The organism is Pseudomonas putida, assembly GCF_050989985.1.
GTDB classification, from domain to species: domain Bacteria; phylum Pseudomonadota; class Gammaproteobacteria; order Pseudomonadales; family Pseudomonadaceae; genus Aquipseudomonas; species Aquipseudomonas putida_AI.
Genome location: NZ_CP158815.1, coordinates 3,855,530 through 3,875,494, shown reverse-complemented (window position 1 = coordinate 3,875,494; position 19,965 = coordinate 3,855,530). Strand labels below are relative to the sequence as shown.

Here is a 19,965-nt window from a genome sequence, read left to right as displayed (position 1 = left end):
TGAGGGTATTTCGTGCTACTGAAGTGGATCCAAGTATCAAATACATACCGAATTAAGCTTATGGGGTGATCGTGCTTTAGAGACCTGCTTGTTTACTGGTTCGGTCGATCTACAGCTTCGTTTTAATGCTGATCAGATCTATGCACTTTCCGCTAAATTTCGAAATGTTTCAAAGAAAACTTGAACTTTTATCATTGTGTTCGGGTATTCGGACAGTCGGTCATTCTTTGTTTTGAGTTCTTGGAAGCTTTCGAAATTGGTTGTAAGGCAGGCATTACACTTGAGGCGGTTTTTGGGAGCCTATTGTCGCAATAGCAGGCTTAGTTGCTATTCAGATGATTTTTGCACCTATGAAACATCCAGAGTACATTTGAAATGATTCGTCCTGATTAATGCCATACCACTTTTAAGGTCGCCAGCCATGCACCACATCGGCCTCATCGTTTACCCCGGTTTCCAGGTCCTCGGCCTGTCCATGTGCGCGACTTTTGAACTGGCCAACAATGCCGGTGAAGAGCCGGTCTACAGCCTCCAGTTGCTTTCCGAAACCGGTGGCATGGTGCCTACTTCCGCCGGATTTGCCGTGCAGACGGAGGTGTTCGATGAGCGTCCGTTCGACACGCTATTGGTCATGGGCGACAACGTCATTCGCCCGGCATCGCCGGGGCTGGTGGAGTTCTTACGTCGCGCCAGTGGCAGCACCCGGCGCCTGGGATCTATCTGTACCGGCGCGACTGCACTGGCCGAGGCCGGGTTGCTGGATGGGCGCAGGGCAACCACGCATTGGTGTCATGCCGCAGCGCTGCAACGAGCGTATCCGCAAGTCAAAGTCGAGGAAGACCGCATCTTCATCAACGATGGCCACATCTGGACGGCGGCGGGGATGAGTGCCTGCGTCGATCTGGCGCTGGCACTGGTGGAAATGGACATGGGCGCCGAGGTCGCGCGGCGGGTGGCGCGGCAGTTGGTGGTCTATCACCGTCGGGCCGGTGGGCAGTCGCAGTTTTCGGTGATGCTGGAACTGCAGCCCAAGACCGACCGCATCCAGGCAGCGTTGACCTACGCCAGGCAGCATCTCAAGTCTGCGCTGTCGGTGGAGGAACTGGCCAATGCCGCCAATCTAAGCCCACGCCAGTTCAGCCGGGTGTTTCATGCCGAAACCGGACAGTCGCCGGCCAAGGCCATCGAAAACCTGCGGGTGGAATCGGCCCGGTTGATGATGGAAAGCGGTCGTCATTCCATCGATGTGATCGCCACCGACACCGGTTTTGGTGACCGCGAGCGCATGCGCCGGGCATTTATCCGGGCCTTTGGGCAGCCGCCGCAGGTGATCCAGCGAGCCACTCGAGGTTGAGCGAAGGGATGTCCTGAAAGGTGGCATCTACGACATTTATGCCTGAATATTATTGTCGTAATCTTTTCCTCGTTGAAGCCCGTTTCCTCAATGAGATCGCCACCATGACCCTTGTAAAAGCCGCCGCCGTCCAGATCAGCCCCGTGCTCTACAGCCGTGAAGGCACCGTCGCCAAAGTCGTGGAGAAGATCCTCGAACTCGGCGAGCAAGGCGTGCAGTTCGCCGTGTTCCCGGAAACCATCGTGCCGTACTACCCGTATTTTTCCTTCGTGCAGGCGCCGTTCGAAATGGCCGCCGAACACCTCAAGCTCCTGGACCAGGCGGTGACCGTGCCGTCGGACACCACCGATGCCATCGGCGCGGCGGCGAAACAGGCGGGCATGGTGGTGTCCATCGGCGTCAACGAACGTGACGGCGGCACGCTGTACAACACGCAGCTGCTGTTCGATGCCGATGGCACTCTGATCCAGCATCGCCGCAAGATTTCCCCGACCTACCACGAGCGCATGATTTGGGGCATGGGCGATGGCTCCGGCCTGCGCGCCACCGACAGTGCGGTAGGGCGAATCGGCCAGCTGGCGTGCTGGGAGCATTACAACCCGCTGGCGCGTTATGCCTTGATGGCCGACGGCGAGCAGATTCACGCCTCGATGTACCCGGGTTCCTTCGCCGGCCCGCTGTTCGCCTCGCAAATGGAAGTCAGCATCCGCCAGCATGCGCTGGAGGCGGCGTGCTTCGTGGTCAATTCCACGGCGTGGCTGTACCCGGAGCAGCAAGCGCAGATCATGGCCGACACTGGCTGTGCGATCGGTCCGATTTCCGGTGGTTGCTACACCGCGATCATCAGCCCGGACGGCGTGGTGCAGGGTGTGTTGACCGAAGGGGAAGGCGAGGTGATCGTCGACCTCGACATGAGCCTGATCGACAGGCGCAAACGCATGATGGATTCGCGCGGGCACTACAGCCGTCCGGAATTGCTGAGCCTGCTGATCGACCGTACGCCCCATGCTCATGTGCGTGAGCGGGATGTGTATGAAGTTGAGGCCCTGTAGGAGCGAGCACGCTCGCGATGCACTTGAAAACGACGCGGGGTGTCAGGTTCTCCGCGTCATCGTTGACGACCTTCGCGAGCAAGCTCGCTCCTACCGTTATGGGTGGGGCTACGTATCAAAGTGTGTACAGCCCCGCCCTTGACACATCAAACCTTCAAATCCCAGCGCATGCGACACATCGCAGATACACCGGCCTGATGAAATTCACTCATCGATTGGTCATGCCGATCCTTGCGCCAAGCGGGCCGCCACGGCCCGACATCCCTGATTTGAAGGAGACCTGAGTCCATGAGCACTTCCATTTCATCGGCCGTCAAAGGCCTGCACCTGAACCTTGACCGTGCTGGCGGCTGGATTGCACCGCTGACCCTGCGGATATTCCTGGCCTGGGAGTTCTTCGAGTCGGGCCTGGAGAAATTCAACGGCGAGAACTGGTTCGCCGACATTCAGAACCGCTTCCCGTTTCCGTTCGACCACCTTTCGGCCACGCTGAACTGGGAAATGTCGATGTGGGTGGAGCTGATCTGCGCCCTGGCGCTGCTGGTGGGGCTGGCCACACGGTTTTCGGCGATCAGCCTGATCGTCGTCACCCTGGTCGCGACCGCCGCCGTGCACTGGCCCGCCGACTGGTCGAGCCTCAGCGAGCTGGCGCAGGGGTACTCCATCACCAACAAAGGTTATGGCAACTTCAAGCTGCCGCTGATCTACATCGCAGCGCTGGTGCCGTTGGTGCTCTCGGGTCCCGGCAAGCTCAGTCTTGACGCGCTGTTGTCGCGGTTTTTCTGGCGCCGCAACCCGTAATGTCTCAACCCCTGCGGGAGCCATTGCTCCTGCAGGGGGCGTGGTGTGTTGTTAATTCGTCAGATTGGCTCTTTTACCCCGCCCGGATGCTTCGTATCGTCCGGGCTTTTTGGCGCGTTGCGTCCGGGGTGGGGGAGTGGGGATGAATTTCACGTGGCGCAGGAAAACTGCCGGGGACACCAGCGAGCCGGCCAAGCCGATGCCCGCCCCGGTGCACGTCAACACGGTGGACGAGGCAGCGCACGAAGCCCGAAAGGCCGAGCAGCGCGACCGGGATTTTTTTCGCGGCCTGGCACAGCACCTGCTGACCTGCGGTAACTCCTTGTCGCCGGTCAGCGAGTCGTTCTCGATGCTCAACCAGCGGCTCAAGCTCAACCACCAGCGGGCCGAAACCGTGGCCCGCGCGGCCATCGATAACCGCGAACAGGTCACTCATCTGCAGGAGCAATCGCGGGTCATGGCCGCCGGGCTGGATGCGCTGGAAGGCGTGATCACGCACCTGGTTGGCCGCGCCAGCGAAATCGACCGCATCGTCGACCTGATCAGCGATATCGCGCGCAAGACCAACCTGCTGGCCCTCAATGCCGCCATCGAAGCGGCGCGTGCCGGCGACACCGGTCGCGGGTTTGCGGTGGTGGCGGGCGAGGTGCGCCTGCTGGCGGAAAAAACCGCCGAGGCGACCCGGGAGATCGTCAAGGAAACTTCGGCGATCCAGCAGGAAATCAGCGAGGCCAAACAAGCGATTTCGCAGCAGAGCCAGATCTCCCACGCCTTTGGCGCGGTGATCGACAAAACCGCCGAGGCCATGGCCGGGATGTACGGCGAAGCGCAACAGATGCAGCGGGAAATCGATCAGTCGCACCTGCTGTCCAACGTCGAACTGGCCAACCTGCAGGAGCTCACGCTCAAGGTGGCGGTCTACGATCGCCTGCTCAATCCCAAGCCCCATTCACCCCTGACCTTGCCGGATGAAACCGAATGTCTGTTCGGTCAGTGGTATTACGGCGAAGAAAACCAGAGCCAGCAGCGCGATGCCGATTTCCGACGCATGGAAGTCCCCCATCGCCTGGTGCACAGCAGCGGTCAGGCGGCGCTTGAGGCCCATGCACGTGGCGAGCTGGAAGAGGCGCTCAAGCAGGTCGGGCAGATGGAAGAGGCCAATGCCGCGGTGATGCGCACGGTCAAGGGGCTGCTGCGTTCCCGGCTGGCCTGACGCGGGCAGCGCCGGGCGGGTGACGCTTGGAGACTTTTGCTATACATTTTCCGCCCGCCCATTGCATGGTGTAACTGCTTCATGTCTCTTGCGCTCGAACGTCTAGTCGCTGGCACGCCGATCCCTTTCGCCGGTAATCGTGTCACTGTGGTCAGCCCCGAACTGGCGGCACGCTTCCAGCCCGGAGATCACCTGTTGGTGGAGCAGGTCAGCGGTGAACTGTTGTTGATTCCGGTGGCTGACCAACAGGCGGCAGCGGTGGCGATCGAACGCGCACAAGCGGCGTTTGCCGCGATGTCGGCGGTGTCCGATCAGGCCATCAGCGCCTTCTTCGACCTCTTCGCGCAGCGCCTGGAAAACCCCGATTGCTGGGCCCTGATCGAGGCGGCCAACCAGGCCGACATCGAACGGGCCAAGGCTCGCGGTCGCTCCACCACGCGCCTGCTGGCCGATGAGCGCATGCGCCGCGACATGATTGCTGGCCTGCGGGCCTGGCGCGATGCGCCGGCTTCCCGGGGCAAGGTGATCAGTTGCGTCGAGCACGATGGCTGGAAGGTTGAGCAGGTAGTGTCGCCGTTGGGCATCGTCGCCTTCGTCTTCGAAGGTCGGCCGAATGTCTTCGCCGATGCCGCCGGCGTGTTGCGCACTGGCAACACTGCCGTACTGCGCATTGGCAGCGATGCGTTGGGCACTGCCCAGGCCATCGTCACCCATGCACTGAACCCCGCGCTCGCCGATGCCGGATTGCCGGGCGGTGCGGTGTCGTTGGTGGAAAGCGTCAATCATGCCGCCGGCTGGGCGATGTTCGCCGATCGTCGTCTGTCGCTGGCCGTGGCCCGTGGTTCGGGTCGCGCCGTCAGCCAGTTGGGCAGCATCGCGCAACAGGCCGGCACCGCCGTCAGCCTGCACGGCACCGGTGGCGCGTGGCTGATCGCGCATGCGGACGCCGATGCCACGCGCTTTGCCGCCGTGGTGCGCAACTCCCTCGACCGCAAGGTCTGCAACACCCTCAACGTGTGCCTGATCCATCGCGACCGTGCCGCCGAACTGGTGCCGCTGTTTCTCGATGCCTTGCAACAGGCCGGCAAGGCCCGGGGCCAGGGCTGCAAACTGCATATCGTCGAAGGCAGCGAGGCGTTTTTGCCGGCAGACTGGCAGAGCGCAACCGTCGAGGTGTACCGCGCCGAGGGCTACCAGACCGAAGCACTGGCTGAGCCGCTGCCCGAAGAGCAATTGGGGCGCGAGTGGGAGTGGGAAGAAACCCCGGAAGTCAGCCTGAAAATCGTCGACGACCTGGACAACGCCATCGCCTTGTTCAATCGCTACAGCCCGCAATTCACCGTGTCGTTGATCAGCGAAGACGCGGCGAGCCACGAACGCTTCTACAACGCGGTCAACGCGCCCTTTGTCGGTAACGGCATTACCCGTTGGGTCGATGGCCAGTACGCGCTCAACAAGCCGGAACTGGGCCTGTCGAACTGGGAGAGCGGGCGCCTGTTTGCGCGCAGCGCGATTCTTTCGGGCGATGGCGTATTCACCGTTCGCAGCCGCATGACCCAGATGGATCTATCGGTCAAGCGTTGAGTCGGCAGCCCGACCCCGGGCGCCGGCCGCACTATACTTTTCATGTGTGTCTGTATTGGCAGGCGAGCACTGTAAAACGAATCAGATGTCCCACACGCTCGCCTGAAAGGCAGAGGGTTGCATCATGAAACTGCATTCGTTTCAACATTACTCCCACGATCTGGAAAGGGGCGTTCACGACACGTGGATTACTGCCAGGGTGAAGTCAGCCCTGGCTATGGCCAAACCTAGCCTTGGCCTGCAAATCCATGTCAAAACCCAAGGGGGCACGGTTGCGTTGAGCGGTCGTGTCAACACCCATAAACAGTGTGAGCAGGCTGTTGGCTTGGCTCGTTCGGTTCAAGGGGTGGTCGAAGTCGATGCCCGGGACTTGCTGACTCATGTGTTCACGCCGGGCAGCATTCCAGAAGCCCCCAACGCTGAAGAGACCCCTGAGAACCGGTCACAATCGTCAATAAGGATGGACGATAAATAACCCTGTCGATCTGTCGGTGCAGCGCTCCCCTGAGCAGGGAACGCTGCGTCGGCCGTCTCGCTGTCAATGGATCAATCCTCAGGCTGCTGCATCTGCGGATCCTGCTTGAAAGGCGCAGGTGGCCGGATGCTCGGCGAGCGCGACGAAACGGTTGCTGCGGGCATCCAGGGCGTCGATTGAGCCGGTTTCGATGTCGTAAACCCAACCATGCAAATTCAACAGGCCTTTTTCCTGAGCCAGGCGCACGCTCGGGTGAGTCTGGATGTTCGCCAGTTGTGCGATCACGTTTTCCCGCACCATCGAGCTGACTTTTGCCGCTTCATTGGCGTGAGGCCGTGATTCGTTGATGACTTTTGCCGACTCGGCGTGTTGCAACCAGCTACCGACCGCAGGCAGGTGATCCATGCAGGTGCACTTGGCGACAGCGGTCATGGCGCCGCAATCGGAATGGCCGCAGATCACGATATCGGTCACGCCCAACACCGCGACGGCGTATTCGACCGTGGCCGACACACCACCGGGATGGGGGCTGTAGGAGGGCACGATGTTGCCGGCGTTACGGATCACGAACAGTTCACCGGGTTCTTGCTGGGTCAGCAGTTCCGGTACGACACGGCTGTCGGAACAGGTGATGAACAGGGTGCCTGGGTGTTGCGTGGTGGCCAGGTGTTTAAACAGGTCGGTACGTTGTGGAAAGACTTCTTTCTGGAACTTCAGAAAACCGTCGATGAGCGCTTTCATGGTTGCGTCCTCATGGATGTAGGGATTGGCCCGCACCGTGGCGCGGGCCGGACTCGAATCAGAAAGGACGCAGCGGCAGGAACTTGCCATCGAGAGTGATCACGGCGCGGTGACCGCCTTCCGGGTCTTCGACTTTCTTCATGTCCAGCTTGAAGTTGATCGCGCTGATGATGCCGTCGCCGAACTGCTCATGAACCAGGGCTTTGAGGGTGGTGCCGTAGATCTGGATCATTTCGTAGAAGCGGTAGATGGTCGGATCGGTTGGCACACCCGACAGGCTGCCGCGCAGCGGGATGATTTGCAGGCGGGCCACCGAGTCGGCATCCAGCTCGAGTTTTTCGCCGATCACTTTGGCTGCGGCTTCAGGCAGTGGGTGCTGACCGAGCAGGGCTGCGGTGACGTAAGCCAGGCCAAGGCCGGTGCCTTCGGTAACTTGCTCGAAGGACAGATTTTTGCGTGCCTTGGCGTCCAGGATCTTGGCGGTCAGTTCGAGGCTGGTGTCGTTGTAAGCGTGGGACTGTTGCATGGTGGATCTCCTGTTGCAGTGGGGTAGTGGCTTGGTGTGGGCTCATCTTCTTCTGATCAGCTCATAGCGTCCAAGACCCATATCCAATGCAAGGCATAAGTGCTGCCTATAGTTTGGCATCCCGGCTATCTTTCTGTAGGAGCGAGCCTGCTCGCGATGAACGATTGAACAACACGGGTATTCAGGTATCCCGCGCCATCGTTCACGTCCATCGCGAGCAGGCTCGCTCCTACAGTATTAAAGGTGGGCAATTTGGAGTTACAGGCAATAAAAAAGGCCTGCTCTTGTCAGGAGCAGGCCTTCTTTATTTATAAGTCAGTGAAGACTTATTTCAATTAGCAGAACCGGTCAATCACCCGAACTTCATTCTGACCCTGCATCGATCCCCAGGCCTGTTTCAGCGTTTGCAGAACATTACCGATGAAGTCCTTGTCGGCCGCGGCTTTCTTGCCGACATAGCCATGGCCGCGACGGTACATCTTCAGGCGGGCCAGCAGGTTCTGGTTGTTCTGGTCGAACTCCGCTTCGTGGCTGTGGGGAGAAAGGCAGTCGATATGAACGCTGCCCGATTTGCTGATCCAGAGAATATGGCTGTCGAGCGTATCTTTTTTCGCCGCGAACATACGAGCCAGTTCTTCGATAGTCGGTTGATTGTTCAGATTCATGGTAGAGCCCCCTTGACCATTTGGTGATCTTTCAAAGTTGATTCGCTAAATACATGTAGCCCATCGGTTAGTTGATCCCTGGCACCGAAACCAGGACGTCAGCAGTCGTCCGCCATCAGTGGCGGGGTCCTGCGTCTGTTGCATGTAGTCGTGTTGAATAACTGCTACGCAATAGCGTCACAACGAAGAGAAGCAGCGATTACCTTCAGGCCACCGCCAACCTTTTGAAGGGTTGGGCACAAGCTTCATGAGGATGGATCGCCAGCGCTTCTCGCCCTTGTACTGGACGTTCAGGCCAGGTCAGCTTCTTCAATCTGCCTTGTGGGCAGCGTGCATCCGGAAAAAACAGCTCGGCGGTCAGACGAGCTTGCTCAAACGTGTTGCCTGTACTCCCGATCGGGGAGACGTCTGCATCATGCAAGGGCAAATCGAAGGCGTCAACGGTTTTGTAGTGATTATTTTTAGTCACTACATATTGTCGGACAAAGCTGGGCGGAATTAGAAAAGCGGGGTGGAAAAGCACCCATTCAGGGTGGTGACGGCTAAACCGAAAATCGGTAAAGGGTGCAGGGATGCCCCTTGATCGACTGCTGATGCAGGTTGAAACCCTGTGGGCAAAGGCCTGGCATCACCTTGGCCCAAAACGCCCGCGCGGGAAGATTCGCATCGAGATGGAAAATCTGCCATTGCCCGGGAAACCGGCTCAAGAGGGTGGAAACGACAAACTTCGCGACGCCCTGGCCACGAAAGCGTCGAGCGACGAACAGGTAGCCGATGTTGTGCTCGGCGCCGGGCAGGTGCGTGTCGTTGTCCAGGGTCACGAAGCCGGCGAGTTCGCCATCGACGCGGATCAGCCAGGGTTGGGTTGCGGGGTCTCGCCAATAGTCCGTCAGGGGCAGCAGGCTGAAGAAACCGTGCTCACCCAGTTCCAGCGGCAACCACTCGCTGAAGTCGTAGGTGTAGAACTGCATCAGGTTTTCGATGGTTTCCAGTTCGTCGCGCTGTGCGGCGTGCAACTCTATTGACGACATAGGAAGTGGTTCCTGAGACGCGATACCAGCCAGCCAATGATAGATCGAACCACGAAGAACCTGTGGCGAGGGAGCAAGCTTCCTCGCCACAAGTTCGGCGTGATTTGCTTCAGGCCTTGCTTGTCGGTTTAGCCGTGCGCTTGCCGTTATTTGGCGTCTTGCGCTTGGTCGGCTTGCGCTTGTTTTTCCAGGGTGTGGCCCCGCGTCCGGCAGGGCTGGCCGGGCCGCTGATGGTCAGGTTCAGGCCGGCGCAGCGGGCCACCTGTTTGCTCATCCACGCCGCCTGTTTGGTGACGAATTCTTCAAGGCTCATTTCCCCGCTCTGCACCATGTCCAGTGCCTGCTCCCAGATCGCGGTGGTGCCTGGATCGGCAATCGCCCTTGGCACGGCATCGATCAGGCTAAAAGCGGCGGCAGTGGCAGAAAGCGCCTTGCCGTTCTTGATCAGATAGCCACGGTCGAGCAGGCCCTGGATGATCGAGGCGCGAGTCGCCTCGGTGCCGATGCCGGTGGTGTCCTTGAGCTTCTGTTTGAGCAGCGGATCCTCCACCAGTTTGGCGACGTTCTTCATCGCCTTGATCAGGTCGCCTTCGGTGAAGGGTTTGGGCGGCTGGGTCCACAGATCCTTGAGCTGCACGCTGTCTACCGCGCAATCGATGCCTTCCCTGAGGTTGGGCAGGGTTTGCGGGGCGGGAGCTTCGCGACCTTTGGCGGGTGCAAGCGCTTCGGGCATGGCACGCTTCCAGCCAGGCTCGACGATCTGCTTGCCCACCGCGCGCAAGGCCTGGCCTGCGCAGTCGAAGTCGGCCTGGGTGCGGTCGTATTCGTGATTGGGCAGGAACTGCGCCAGATAGCGGGCGCGGATCAGCGTGTAGACCGCACGGTGTTTGCCGGTCAGGCGCTCAAGGTTCCTTGCCGCCGCGGTGGGAATGATGCCGTGGTGGGCACTGACCTTGGCATCGTTCCAGGCCCGTGAGCGACGTTGCGGGTCCAGGTGATCGCGCAGGGCGTCGAGCGCGGGATCTGCCTGGCGCAGCGCCGCCAGAATGGCTGGCGCTTCACTGTGCTGGCTCAACGGCAGGTAGCCGCAGTCGCTGCGCGGGTAGGTGATGACCTTGTGGGTCTCGTACAGCGCCTGGGCGATATCGAGGGTTTCCTGGGCGCCCAGTCCGAACTTCTTCGAGCAGATCTCCTGCAGGGTGCCCAGGTCGAACGGCAGCGGTGCCACTTCGCGCATGCGCTCGGTGCGCAACTTGATCACCCGGGCACTCGCGGCGCCCGTCATCGCCGCTGCGGCCTGTTGCGCCAGCGCTTGATTCAGGCAGCGATCCTGATCGTCACAAAGTTCGGAAGGCGCGCGCCATTGTGCGCTGAACGCGGTGCCATCGTGCAGCAGCCGTACATCAATGGCCCAGTAAGGCACAGGGATGAAATCGGCGATGCTGCGGTCGCGATCCACTACCAGGCGCAGGGTCGGGGTTTGCACGCGGCCCACCGGCAACACCCCCTGATAGCCCGACTGGCGCCCCAGCAGGGTGAACAGCCGGCTCATGTTCATGCCGATCAGCCAGTCGGCCCGGCTGCGGCCCAGCGCCGAGTGGTAAAGGCTGAAGGTTTCGGCACCCGGCTTGAGCGCGGCGAGGGCCTTGCGGATCGAGGCATCGTCCAGTGCCGACAGCCACAGGCGGCGGATCGGCCCGCGATAGCGGCAATGTTCCACCAGTTCCCGGGCGATCATCTCGCCCTCACGGTCGGCGTCAGTGGCAATGATCAACTCGGACGCTTCGCCGAGCAGGCGCTTGACCGCCTTGTACTGGCTGGCAGTGCGCGGTTTGACGGTCATTTTCCATTTGTCCGGGATGATCGGCAGGTCGGCCAGCACCCAGCGCTTGTAGCGTGCGTCGTACGCGTCCGGCGGTGCGGTTTCCAGCAGATGGCCGATGCACCAGGTCACCGTGACGTCTGTTCCCAGCCAGCAGCCATCGCCACGGCGCCTGGCGCCGAGCACGGCCGCAATGTCTTTGGCCTGGGAGGGTTTTTCACAGAGGTACAGCCGCATAACCACCATCGTCGATCAAGAACCGCAGGGGTGCACAGAATGGCGCTTGCCGAGCGTTGGATCAATCTTTATCTGTATGGATGTACAGCTCATGTGTGAGGTCTTGTGCGGGACCCGTTCGGCTGTGAGGCCGTCGCGAAGGTCAAACTTGGGTTATACCTGATACATCGTGGTCTCAGGTTTCGGGGTTGCTGCGCCGCCCGTTGCGGGTACGTCAGGCTCCCACAGGTCAATCACCGCATGAGGAACGAATTCCATGAAAAGCACCGGTCCCAGTCCTGTCATCACTATCGCCGAGCAACCCGGCTGCCTGCTGGTGAAGTTCCACGGTATCCAGGTGGCCGCGTCCTCGCGCGCGCTGGTGCTGCTGGAAGCCAATTACCCGCCGGTGTATTACGTGCCGCGCGAGGACATCGACGAGAAGTATTACGCCCGCACGGATCACACCAGCTATTGCCCCTACAAGGGCGATGCCAGTTATTTCAGTTTGCAGGTGCCGGGGCATGAGGGCGCGAACGCGGTGTGGAGTTACGAGACGCCTAAAATATCCGTCGAGCAGATCCGCGAATACATGGCGTTCTATCCGGATCAGGTGAAGTTCGAGGTCGTCGAGCTGGACGAGTAAGCCACCCACCACCCAACCACTGTGGGAGCGAGCCTGCTCGCGATGAGAGAGGCCCAGTCACCAACGATGGTGACTGATCCAACGCTATCGCGAGCAGGCTCGCTCCCACAGGTTTTTCAGTTCTTGTTCAAATCCACATTGCGCGTCTCACGCAGACACAGCATCCCCACCACCAGGCTGACCCCGGTAATCAACACCGGGTACCACAGCCCGTAGAAAATATCCCCGGTGTACACCACCAGCGCGAACGACACGGTAGGCAGGAAACCGCCGAACCAGCCATTGCCGATGTGATAGGGCAGGGACATGGAGGTGTAGCGGATGCGGGTCGGGAACAGTTCGACCATCAGCGCCGCCAGCGGGCCGTAGCACATGGCGGAGATGATGATCAGCGCGACAATCAGCGCCACGATCATCGGCTTGTTGATCTGCTGCATGTCGGCCTGTTGCGGATAACCGGCGAGCGTCACCGCGCCACGCAGGGCGGCTTCGTCGAAACCGTCGATCTTCGCGTCGCCCACACTCACTTGCACACCACTGCCAGCCGGTGCCGCTTCGCTCTGGTACGGCAGGCCCTGTTTGACCAGGAAGGTCTTGACCTTGTCGCATGGGCTATCGAATTTGGCCTTGCCCACCGGGTCGAACTGGAAGGTGCAGGTGGCCGGGTCGGCAGTCACGGTGATCGGTGCCTGGCGGCTGGCCTGGTCGATGGCCGGATTGGCGTAGTGGGCCAGGGTCTTGAAGATCGGGAAGTACAGCGCGGTGGCCAGCAGCAGGCCGAGCATCAGTACCGGTTTACGCCCGACCTTGTCCGACAGCCAGCCGAAGAAAATGAAGAACGGCGCGCCAATGGTCACGCTCACGATCAGCAGGCCGTTGGCCACGGCGGGGTCCATTTTCAGGAACTGGGTGAGGAAGAACAGCACATAGAATTGAGCGGCGTAGAAGGTCACGGCTTGCCCGGCGTTGATGCTGAACAGGGCAATCAGCACGACCTTGAGGTTTTCCCATTTGCCGAAGGAGTCGCGGATCGGCGACTTGCAGAGCTTGCCTTCCTCTTTCATTTTCACGAAGGCCGGCGACTCGTGCAGGCTCAGGCGAATCCAGGTCGAGATGCCCAGCAGAATGATCGAAAACAGGAACGGAATGCGCCAGCCCCAGACTTCGAACTGATCGCCGGTGAAGTAACGGCAACCCAGCACCACCAGCAACGACAGCAACAGGCCAAGGGTGGCGGTGGACTGAATCCAGCTGGTGTGGAAACCGCGTTTGCCAACCGGCGCGTGTTCCGCGACATAGGTGGCGGCGCCGCCGTACTCGCCGCCCAGCGCCAGGCCCTGAAGCATGCGCAGCACTACGAGGATGATCGGCGCGGCAATGCCGATGCTGGCGTAGGTCGGCAGCAAGCCGACGCAGAAGGTCGCCAGGCCCATGAGAATGATGGTGGCGAGGAAGGTGTACTTGCGTCCGATCATGTCCCCCAGCCGACCGAACACCAATGCGCCGAACGGCCTGACGATAAAGCCGGCGGCAAAGGCCATCAGCGCAAAGATGAACGCCGTGGTGTCGTTGACCCCGGCGAAGAACTGCTTGCTGATCACCGCCGCGAGGGCGCCGTAGAGGAAAAAGTCATACCACTCGAACACCGTGCCGAGTGACGAGGCGAAGATGACTTTCTGGGTTTCCTGGCTGGTGCCCGCGCTGCGCACGGCTTCCAGGGGCTGAACATGTTCTGACATATCGGTATCCCTCACAGTGATTGTTTTTGTTGTTCCACTGTCGGCGCAGGCCTTGTGGGCCGACGCCGCTACTTCGATGTATCGGGTGTACTCGTTACTTGTGGGAGCGAGCCTGCTCGCGATGGCCGTCAACGATAACGCTATAAACCTGACACCCACGTGCGCTCTCAGGTTCATCGCGAGCAGGCTCGCTCCTACAGGGGGTGTGCAGAATTCAGGGATGTGCGACCAGTTCCATTGTCGGGGTGATGCTCCTTGCGTCGGGGTTGAGGATCAGTTCCGCAGCCTTCTCGGCGATCATCAGCGTAGGCGAACAGGTATTGCCCGAGGTGATGTTCGGCATGATCGAGGCGTCGGCGATGCGCAGGCCGGGGATGCCGTGTACACGCAGTTGGGCATCGACCACCGCATCGGCGTCGTTGCCCATCCGGCACGTGCCCACCGGATGGAAAATGGTCGTACCGATACGCGCGGCGGCTTCGTGCAGTTGTTCTTCGCTTTGCAGGCTGTCGCCGGGCAGGTACTCGACAGGCTTGAACGCCTCCAGGGCCTTTGCTGCGACGATGCGCCGGGTCAGGCGAATGGCGTCGGCGGCGACGCGCAAGTCTTCCGGATGGCTCAGGTAGTTGGGTTGAATCAGCGGCGCCTGTTGTGGATCGACGGAGCGGATTTCCACCTTGCCACGGCTGCGCGGACGAAGGTCGCAGACCGACGCGGTAAAGGCCGGGAAGGCATGCAACGGTTCGCCGAAGCGCTCCAGCGACAACGGTTGCACGTGGTATTCGAGATTGGCCGAGGTCTGTTCCGGCCCCGAGCGAGCGAAGGCACCCAGCTGGCTCGGCGCCATGGACAGCGGACCGCTGCGGTCATACAGATAACGCAGGCCCATGCCCATCTTGCCCCACAGGCTGCCGGCAATCTGGTTGAGGGTGCGCGCGTTCTCCAATTTGTAGATCAGCCGCAGTTGCAGGTGATCCTGCAAATTGCCGCCGACGCCCGACAGTTCATGAATGACGCCGATGCCCAGGCGTTGCAACAGCGGGCGAGGGCCAATCCCGGAACGTTGCAGGATGCTCGGCGAGCCCACGGAGCCTGCGCACAGGATGATTTCCTTGCGCGCCTTGAAGGTCTGCGACTGGCCTTGCCAGCGCACGCTCACCGCCGAGGCGCGGGCGTTTTCCAGCAGCACGCGGTCGACCTCGACCCCGGTCAGCACGGTCAGGTTGGCGCGGTTGCGAATCGGTTTGAGAAAGGCCTTGGCCGCGTTCCAGCGAATGCCGGCCTTCTGGTTGACCTGGAAGTAGCCACAACCTTCGTTGTCGCCCTGGTTGAAGTCATCGATGCTGGCGATGCCGCTTTGTTCGGCGGCGCTGCGAAAGGCATCGAGAATCGGCCACGACAGGCGCTGGCGCTCGACACGCCAGTCACCACTGGCGCCGTGGAACTCGGAGTCGCCGGCAAAGTGGTTTTCGCTTTTCTTGAACAGCGGCAGCACATCCTGCCAGCGCCAGCCGGGGTTGCCCTCGGCGGCCCAGCGATCGTAGTCGCCAGCCTGGCCGCGCATGTAGATCATGCCGTTGATGGAGGAACAGCCCCCCAGCACTTTGCCGCGCGGGTAGCTCAGGGTGCGCCCTTGCAGGCCGGGTTGCGCTTCGGTCTTGAAGCACCAGTCGGTGCGCGGATTGCCGATGCAGAACAGGTAGCCGACCGGGATATGAATCCACGCATAGTTATCGCGGCCACCGGCTTCGAGCAGCAGCACCCGGTGTTGCGGGTTGGCCGACAGCCGATTGGCCAGCAGGCAGCCTGCCGGTCCGGCCCCGACGACGATGTAGTCGTATGCATCCTGGGTAGCTTGCATCCCTGACCTCGTATTGTTTTTCTTGTTGGGTCCATCCTAGTTGTTAGCTTTCGTTTAAAAAATGTTAGTTTTTGCGCAGCTGCTGTTTGTTTTTAAACAGCGCGTCCCATAGCCAGACCCCAAGGATGAGTCATGTTCGACTGGAATGACCTGCGGTTTTTTCTCGAACTACAGCGCAGCGGGCGTTTGCTCACCGCGGCCCGCCGCCTGAACACCACCCACGCGACGGTCGCAAGGCACATCGAAGCCATCGAAAAGAGCCTCGGCACCGCGCTCTTCGTGCAGCACGCCCAGGGCTATGAAATGACGCCGGCGGGCGAGGCCCTGCTCAAGCATGCCGAGGCCATGGAAAACGTCGCGCTGCTGGCCCAGGAAGAAATCACCCAGTCCACCGCACCGCTGGGCAAGATTCGCGTCGGGGTCACGGAAGGCCTGGGCATCATGTTCCTGGCCAGTCGCATGAACGGGTTGTTCGAGCGTTATCCAGGGTTGGAAGTGGAGTTGGTGGCGGTGCCGCGTTTCGTCAGCATCCTCAACCGCGAGGCGGAAATCAGCATTCACCTGGAGCGCCCGGCCGCCGACATGCTGGTCACGCGCAAGCTCACGGACTATCGCCTGGCGCTCTATGCCAGCCAGGACTACCTCGACAAGGCGCCGCCGCTGCGCAGTCGCGAAGACCTGGGGCGGCATGCCTGGATCGGCTACGTCGACGACCTGCTGTTCAGCCAGGAACTGATGTTCCTCAACAGCTTCTGCCGCAACCCGCAGGTGGTCTTCCACAGCACCAGCGTGATCGCCCAGCAACAAGCCGCCCGCGCAGGCCTCGGCATTGCCGTGCTGCCTTGCTACATGGCCAGCGCCGATCCCGCCCTGGTGCCGTTGTTCGCCGAGGAAAGCATCCTGCGCAGCTACTGGATCAGCACCCGTCGCGAACTGCACAAGTCCGTGCGGCTGCGGGTGATGTGGGATTATGTGGTGGAGTTGTGTGAGCGTGAGCAGGACCTGTTGCTGGGCTCACAACCCTTGTAGGAGCGAGCTTGCTCGCGATGGTCGTGAACGATTACGCGTAGAACCAGATGCCCAGCGGTGCCCTTGGGTTTTTCGCGAGCAAGCTCGCTCCTACAGGTATACCTCACCCCCAAGGAATGGGTGTCATTCAAGCCAGGATCTCGAAGGCCGTGCTCGCCAGCCGCTCGCCGTTGACCATGATGTGCACCGCATGCCGTCCGGCGTAGTGCCGGCGGGTGGTGAGTTCCTTGATGTGCTGGCCGCGGGCGATGGCTTCGGTGGCGTGGCCGGGCAGGGTCAGGGCCTTGAGTTTGAAAACCTTGGCCGAGGTGCCGCCGTTGGCTTTGACATAGTCGATGGCGTAGTCGATCACCAGGCGCTGGCTGTCCTTGACCGTGGATTTGACGGCGAAGGACAGGGTGATTTTCTCGCCCAGGCCGATCACCGGCGGGTTGACCTGCACGTCGACGATTTCCACTTCCGGTTTGCCACCGGCACCGATGATCGCCAGTGCCCGCGTATTACCCTGCTTGATCAGGCTGCGCAGGGCATGTTTGGCGATCCACGCGGTGTGTTTGTTGTCCAGCGACCAACCTTCGATCAGGTCCAGTACCCAGTCGGGATGATCCTTGGTGATGTCGTTGAGGTGATTGGCCACGGACTTGCGCACATAAAGGCTGGGGTCGGCCTTGAGGTTGTCGAGGATGCCAGCGGCCAGGCGCGGGTCGGCCTGGATCTGTTCCATGCGAAATGACCACGGCAGGCGAGGGCGGCAGCCTTCACTGGCCAGGCGCCGCACGTGTTCGTTGGCGTCCAGCGACCAGTCGTGCATGCGTTGCAGCGAGCGCGCCAGATCGCTGCGCAGAAATGGCCGGATCGCAAATTCCGAGGAGCCGAAGGCGGTGAAGTACTTGAGCGCGTCCATGGATAGCTCGAAGCGGTCGGCGCCATAAGTCGCCACGTAGTGTGGCAGGCACATGCTGACGAACGCGCTGTTGAGGCGCGGGGCGAGGGCGCGCAAGACCTCCAGAGATGCCTCGAAATCCAGCGGCAGCACGGCATGCAGGGACTCGCTGACGCGGGCCAGGCGCTGCATGATCGATAGATCGGCCAGGTCTTTTGTTGCGAGCGTCAGGAATGTCTTGCCATCGAACGCCGGGTAGACCGCCGTCATCTCGGTGGCGATGTGCTGGAGGCGCTCGGCGTTGAAGATTTCCTTGAGGGCGGGGGAGGATTGGTCGGCCAATGCAGTGTCCTTAATATTCGGGGGTTGTCTGATCTACCGCGTGATCGTTCATCGCGGGCAAGCCTTGCTCCCACAGTGATTGTTGGAGAACACTCAGTTTGCTTACACCCGCTCACCCTGTGGGAGCGGGCTTGCCCGCGATGAGGCCATTACAGCCGCCTCATTTCTTCCCTGCCTGCTCCTCCAACTGATCCGACTCAAACAGCCGCGCCAGTTCCGCCCGGGCTTCCTGCGCGGTCTGCATGACCTTCGCCGCATCGTCGTACACCGCGTGCTGGGCTTCGAGCACCTGTTCGTCGTGATGCTTGAAGCGCTTGATCCGCGCATCCGCCTGGGCCTGGGTCAAGCCAAGGCCGATCAGCGTCTGGCGGCTCATCTCCAGGCTCGAATGGAAGGTTTCGCGAATGGGGTGGGCGCCCACGTCCATCAAGCGATGCACATGCTGGCGGTTGCGGGCACGGGCGATGATCTTCATATGCGGATAAAGCTTGCGCACCAGCTCCGCGGTCTTGATGTTGGTGTCCGGGTCATCGGTGGCGATCACGAAGTACTCGGCCTGCTCGACCTTGGCCGCGCTGAGGATTTCCGGGCGCATCGGGTCGCCGTAGAACACCGGGACGCCGCCGAAGCTGCGCGACAGCTCGATGGTTTCCACCGAGGTGTCGAGGGCGACGAACTTGATGTTCTGGGCCCGCAGGATACGCGCCACGATCTGGCCCATGCGGCCCATGCCGGCGATCACCACGCGGGGCTCATCGGTGTCGATTGCGCGGAATTTCTCCGGCACCTCCACAGGTTTCACTTTCGGGCTGACCAGGCGCGAGCACAGCAGGATCAACAGCGGCGTCATGGCCATCGACAGGGTGATCGCCAGCACCAGCAGGTCATACAGGCGCGGGTCGAACAGGCTCTGGTCGCGACCGATCTTGAACACCACGAAGGCAAATTCACCGCCGGCCGCCAGCACGATACCCAGGCGAATCGCGCTGACCTTGTTCAAGCCGCCGGCCAGTCGGCCCAGGACGAACAGCAGGGGAAACTTGACGACGATCAGCAGCACGGTCAGCCCCAGCACCACGATAGGCTCGCGCAGCAGCAGGCCGAGGTTCGCGCCCATCCCGACACTCATGAAAAACAGCCCCAGCAACAGCCCCTTGAACGGCTCGATCTGCGCTTCCAGTTCGTGACGGTATTCGGAGTCCGCCAGCAGCAGGCCGGCGAGGAAGGCGCCCAGGGCCATGGAAATACCGGCAATGCCCATCAGCCATGCCGTACCGATCACCACCAGCAGCGCGGTGGCGGTAGAGACCTCAGGCAAATTGCTCTTGGCGACGATCCGGAACACCGGTCGCAGCAGGTAACGGCCGCCGATCACGACGATGGCGATGCTGGCCAGTACCCGCAGCCCGTGGTTCACGTCCTCTGCCGTGCTGGTGTTGTGGTCGACGCCGGACAGCAACGGCACCATGGCGATCAAAGGGATCGCGGCGATGTCCTGGAACAGCAGGATCGCGAACGCCAGGCGCCCGTGGTGGCTGGTCAGTTCCTTGCGCTCGGCCAGGCTTTGCAGGCCGAATGCGGTCGACGACAGGGCCAGGCCCAGGCCCAGCACGATAGAGCTGTTCAACGGTTGCCCGAAGACGAACAGCGCCAGTACGCCCAGCACCCCTCCCGTCAGCAGCACCTGCGCCAGGCCGACGCCGAACACGGACCTGCGCATCACCCACAGGCGTCGTGGCGAAAGCTCCAGGCCGATGATGAACAGCAGCAACACCACGCCCAGTTCCGAGATGTGCGCGACGCTTTCCGGGTTGCCGATCAGGCCCAACACCGACGGGCCAATGATCACCCCCGCGAACAGATAACCCAGCACCGCGCCCAGCTGCAGGCGCTTGGCCAGGGGGACGGTGAGGACTGCCGCGAGCAGAAACACGACAGCGGCTTGTAACAGATAGCCTTCATGGGGCATGGGGGAACTCCATCAA

Annotated in this window: 18 protein-coding genes and 1 pseudogene; 9 read left to right on the top strand and 10 right to left on the bottom strand. The window is 61.1% G+C overall.

The window, feature by feature from the left end; genetic code table 11:
• The first annotated feature begins 421 nt into the window (after positions 1-421).
• From ABTV29_RS17790 to ABTV29_RS17760, 7 genes and pseudogenes are all read left to right on the top strand, one after another.
• The gene (locus ABTV29_RS17790) at positions 422-1,354 is read left to right on the top strand and encodes a GlxA family transcriptional regulator (protein ID WP_433765901.1); all 933 of its coding nucleotides are present in this window, start codon (positions 422-424) and stop codon (positions 1,352-1,354) included.
• A gap of 104 nt (positions 1,355-1,458) precedes the next feature.
• The gene (locus ABTV29_RS17785) at positions 1,459-2,406 is read left to right on the top strand and encodes a nitrilase-related carbon-nitrogen hydrolase (RefSeq protein ID WP_433765900.1); all 948 of its coding nucleotides are present in this window, start codon (positions 1,459-1,461) and stop codon (positions 2,404-2,406) included.
• 288 nt (positions 2,407-2,694) lie between these two features.
• Complete coding sequence (locus ABTV29_RS17780) at positions 2,695-3,207, top strand: HvfX family Cu-binding RiPP maturation protein (RefSeq protein ID WP_433765898.1); 513 nt, start codon at positions 2,695-2,697, stop codon at positions 3,205-3,207.
• 142 nt (positions 3,208-3,349) lie between these two features.
• Positions 3,350-4,009: pseudogene (locus ABTV29_RS17775) on the top strand (methyl-accepting chemotaxis protein); the annotation flags it as partial.
• Between the two features lie 3 nt (positions 4,010-4,012).
• Entirely contained in the window at positions 4,013-4,420 is a 408-nt protein-coding gene (locus tag ABTV29_RS17770; RefSeq protein WP_433771922.1) for a CZB domain-containing protein, read from the top strand.
• Between the two features lie 81 nt (positions 4,421-4,501).
• Positions 4,502-6,004 (top strand): aldehyde dehydrogenase family protein, encoded by a 1,503-nt coding sequence (locus ABTV29_RS17765; protein ID WP_433765896.1) that lies wholly within the window; start codon positions 4,502-4,504, stop codon positions 6,002-6,004.
• Positions 6,005-6,128: 124 nt separating this feature from the next.
• Positions 6,129-6,479, top strand: coding sequence for a BON domain-containing protein (locus ABTV29_RS17760; protein ID WP_433765894.1), 351 nt, complete (start codon positions 6,129-6,131; stop codon positions 6,477-6,479).
• Between the two features lie 78 nt (positions 6,480-6,557).
• On the opposite strand, the gene ABTV29_RS17755 is transcribed toward ABTV29_RS17760, so the two are convergent.
• The 6 genes from ABTV29_RS17755 to ABTV29_RS17730 all read right to left on the bottom strand — a co-directional run bounded on the left by ABTV29_RS17755 (position 6,558) and on the right by ABTV29_RS17730 (position 11,501).
• The gene (locus ABTV29_RS17755) at positions 6,558-7,220 is read right to left on the bottom strand and encodes a carbonic anhydrase (protein ID WP_433765893.1); all 663 of its coding nucleotides are present in this window, start codon (positions 7,218-7,220) and stop codon (positions 6,558-6,560) included.
• Between the two features lie 58 nt (positions 7,221-7,278).
• Positions 7,279-7,746: a cyanase gene (gene cynS, locus ABTV29_RS17750; protein WP_433765891.1), complete on the bottom strand. Its 468-nt coding sequence runs from the start codon at positions 7,744-7,746 to the stop codon at positions 7,279-7,281.
• A 335-nt stretch (positions 7,747-8,081) separates the two neighbouring features.
• On the bottom strand, positions 8,082-8,411 hold the full coding sequence (locus ABTV29_RS17745; protein WP_110962440.1) for a hypothetical protein: 330 nt from the start codon (positions 8,409-8,411) through the stop codon (positions 8,082-8,084).
• A gap of 205 nt (positions 8,412-8,616) precedes the next feature.
• Complete coding sequence (locus tag ABTV29_RS17740; protein WP_433765889.1) at positions 8,617-8,880, bottom strand: hypothetical protein; 264 nt, start codon at positions 8,878-8,880, stop codon at positions 8,617-8,619.
• A gap of 73 nt (positions 8,881-8,953) precedes the next feature.
• A complete protein-coding gene (locus tag ABTV29_RS17735) occupies positions 8,954-9,442 on the bottom strand; it encodes a GNAT family N-acetyltransferase (protein WP_433765887.1) in 489 nt (162 codons plus the stop codon).
• Positions 9,443-9,551: 109 nt separating this feature from the next.
• Positions 9,552-11,501, bottom strand: a complete 1,950-nt coding sequence (locus ABTV29_RS17730) for a DNA topoisomerase III (protein ID WP_433765885.1) — start codon at positions 11,499-11,501, stop codon at positions 9,552-9,554.
• A 256-nt stretch (positions 11,502-11,757) separates the two neighbouring features.
• On the opposite strand from ABTV29_RS17730, the gene ABTV29_RS17725 reads away from it, so the two are divergent.
• A complete protein-coding gene (locus tag ABTV29_RS17725; protein ID WP_433765883.1) occupies positions 11,758-12,126 on the top strand; it encodes a DUF427 domain-containing protein in 369 nt (122 codons plus the stop codon).
• A 116-nt stretch (positions 12,127-12,242) separates the two neighbouring features.
• Here the strand turns inward: ABTV29_RS17725 and ABTV29_RS17720 are convergent, their stop codons facing one another.
• Positions 12,243-13,865 carry an MFS transporter gene (locus ABTV29_RS17720; RefSeq protein ID WP_433765881.1) on the bottom strand — a complete coding sequence of 541 codons (1,623 nt, stop codon included), beginning with the start codon at positions 13,863-13,865 and terminating at the stop codon, positions 12,243-12,245.
• Between the two features lie 214 nt (positions 13,866-14,079).
• Positions 14,080-15,726: a GMC family oxidoreductase gene (locus tag ABTV29_RS17715; protein ID WP_433765879.1), complete on the bottom strand. Its 1,647-nt coding sequence runs from the start codon at positions 15,724-15,726 to the stop codon at positions 14,080-14,082.
• Between the two features lie 132 nt (positions 15,727-15,858).
• Here ABTV29_RS17715 and ABTV29_RS17710 point away from each other — a divergent pair, with 132 nt between their 5' ends.
• Positions 15,859-16,755 (top strand): LysR family transcriptional regulator, encoded by an 897-nt coding sequence (locus ABTV29_RS17710; protein ID WP_433765877.1) that lies wholly within the window; start codon positions 15,859-15,861, stop codon positions 16,753-16,755.
• 127 nt (positions 16,756-16,882) lie between these two features.
• Here ABTV29_RS17710 and ABTV29_RS17705 read toward each other — a convergent pair whose 3' ends face one another.
• Positions 16,883-17,980, bottom strand: coding sequence for a DNA alkylation repair protein (locus ABTV29_RS17705; protein WP_433765875.1), 1,098 nt, complete (start codon positions 17,978-17,980; stop codon positions 16,883-16,885).
• A gap of 160 nt (positions 17,981-18,140) precedes the next feature.
• Positions 18,141-19,949, bottom strand: coding sequence for a monovalent cation:proton antiporter-2 (CPA2) family protein (locus tag ABTV29_RS17700; protein WP_433765873.1), 1,809 nt, complete (start codon positions 19,947-19,949; stop codon positions 18,141-18,143).
• Positions 19,950-19,965 lie beyond the last annotated feature (16 nt).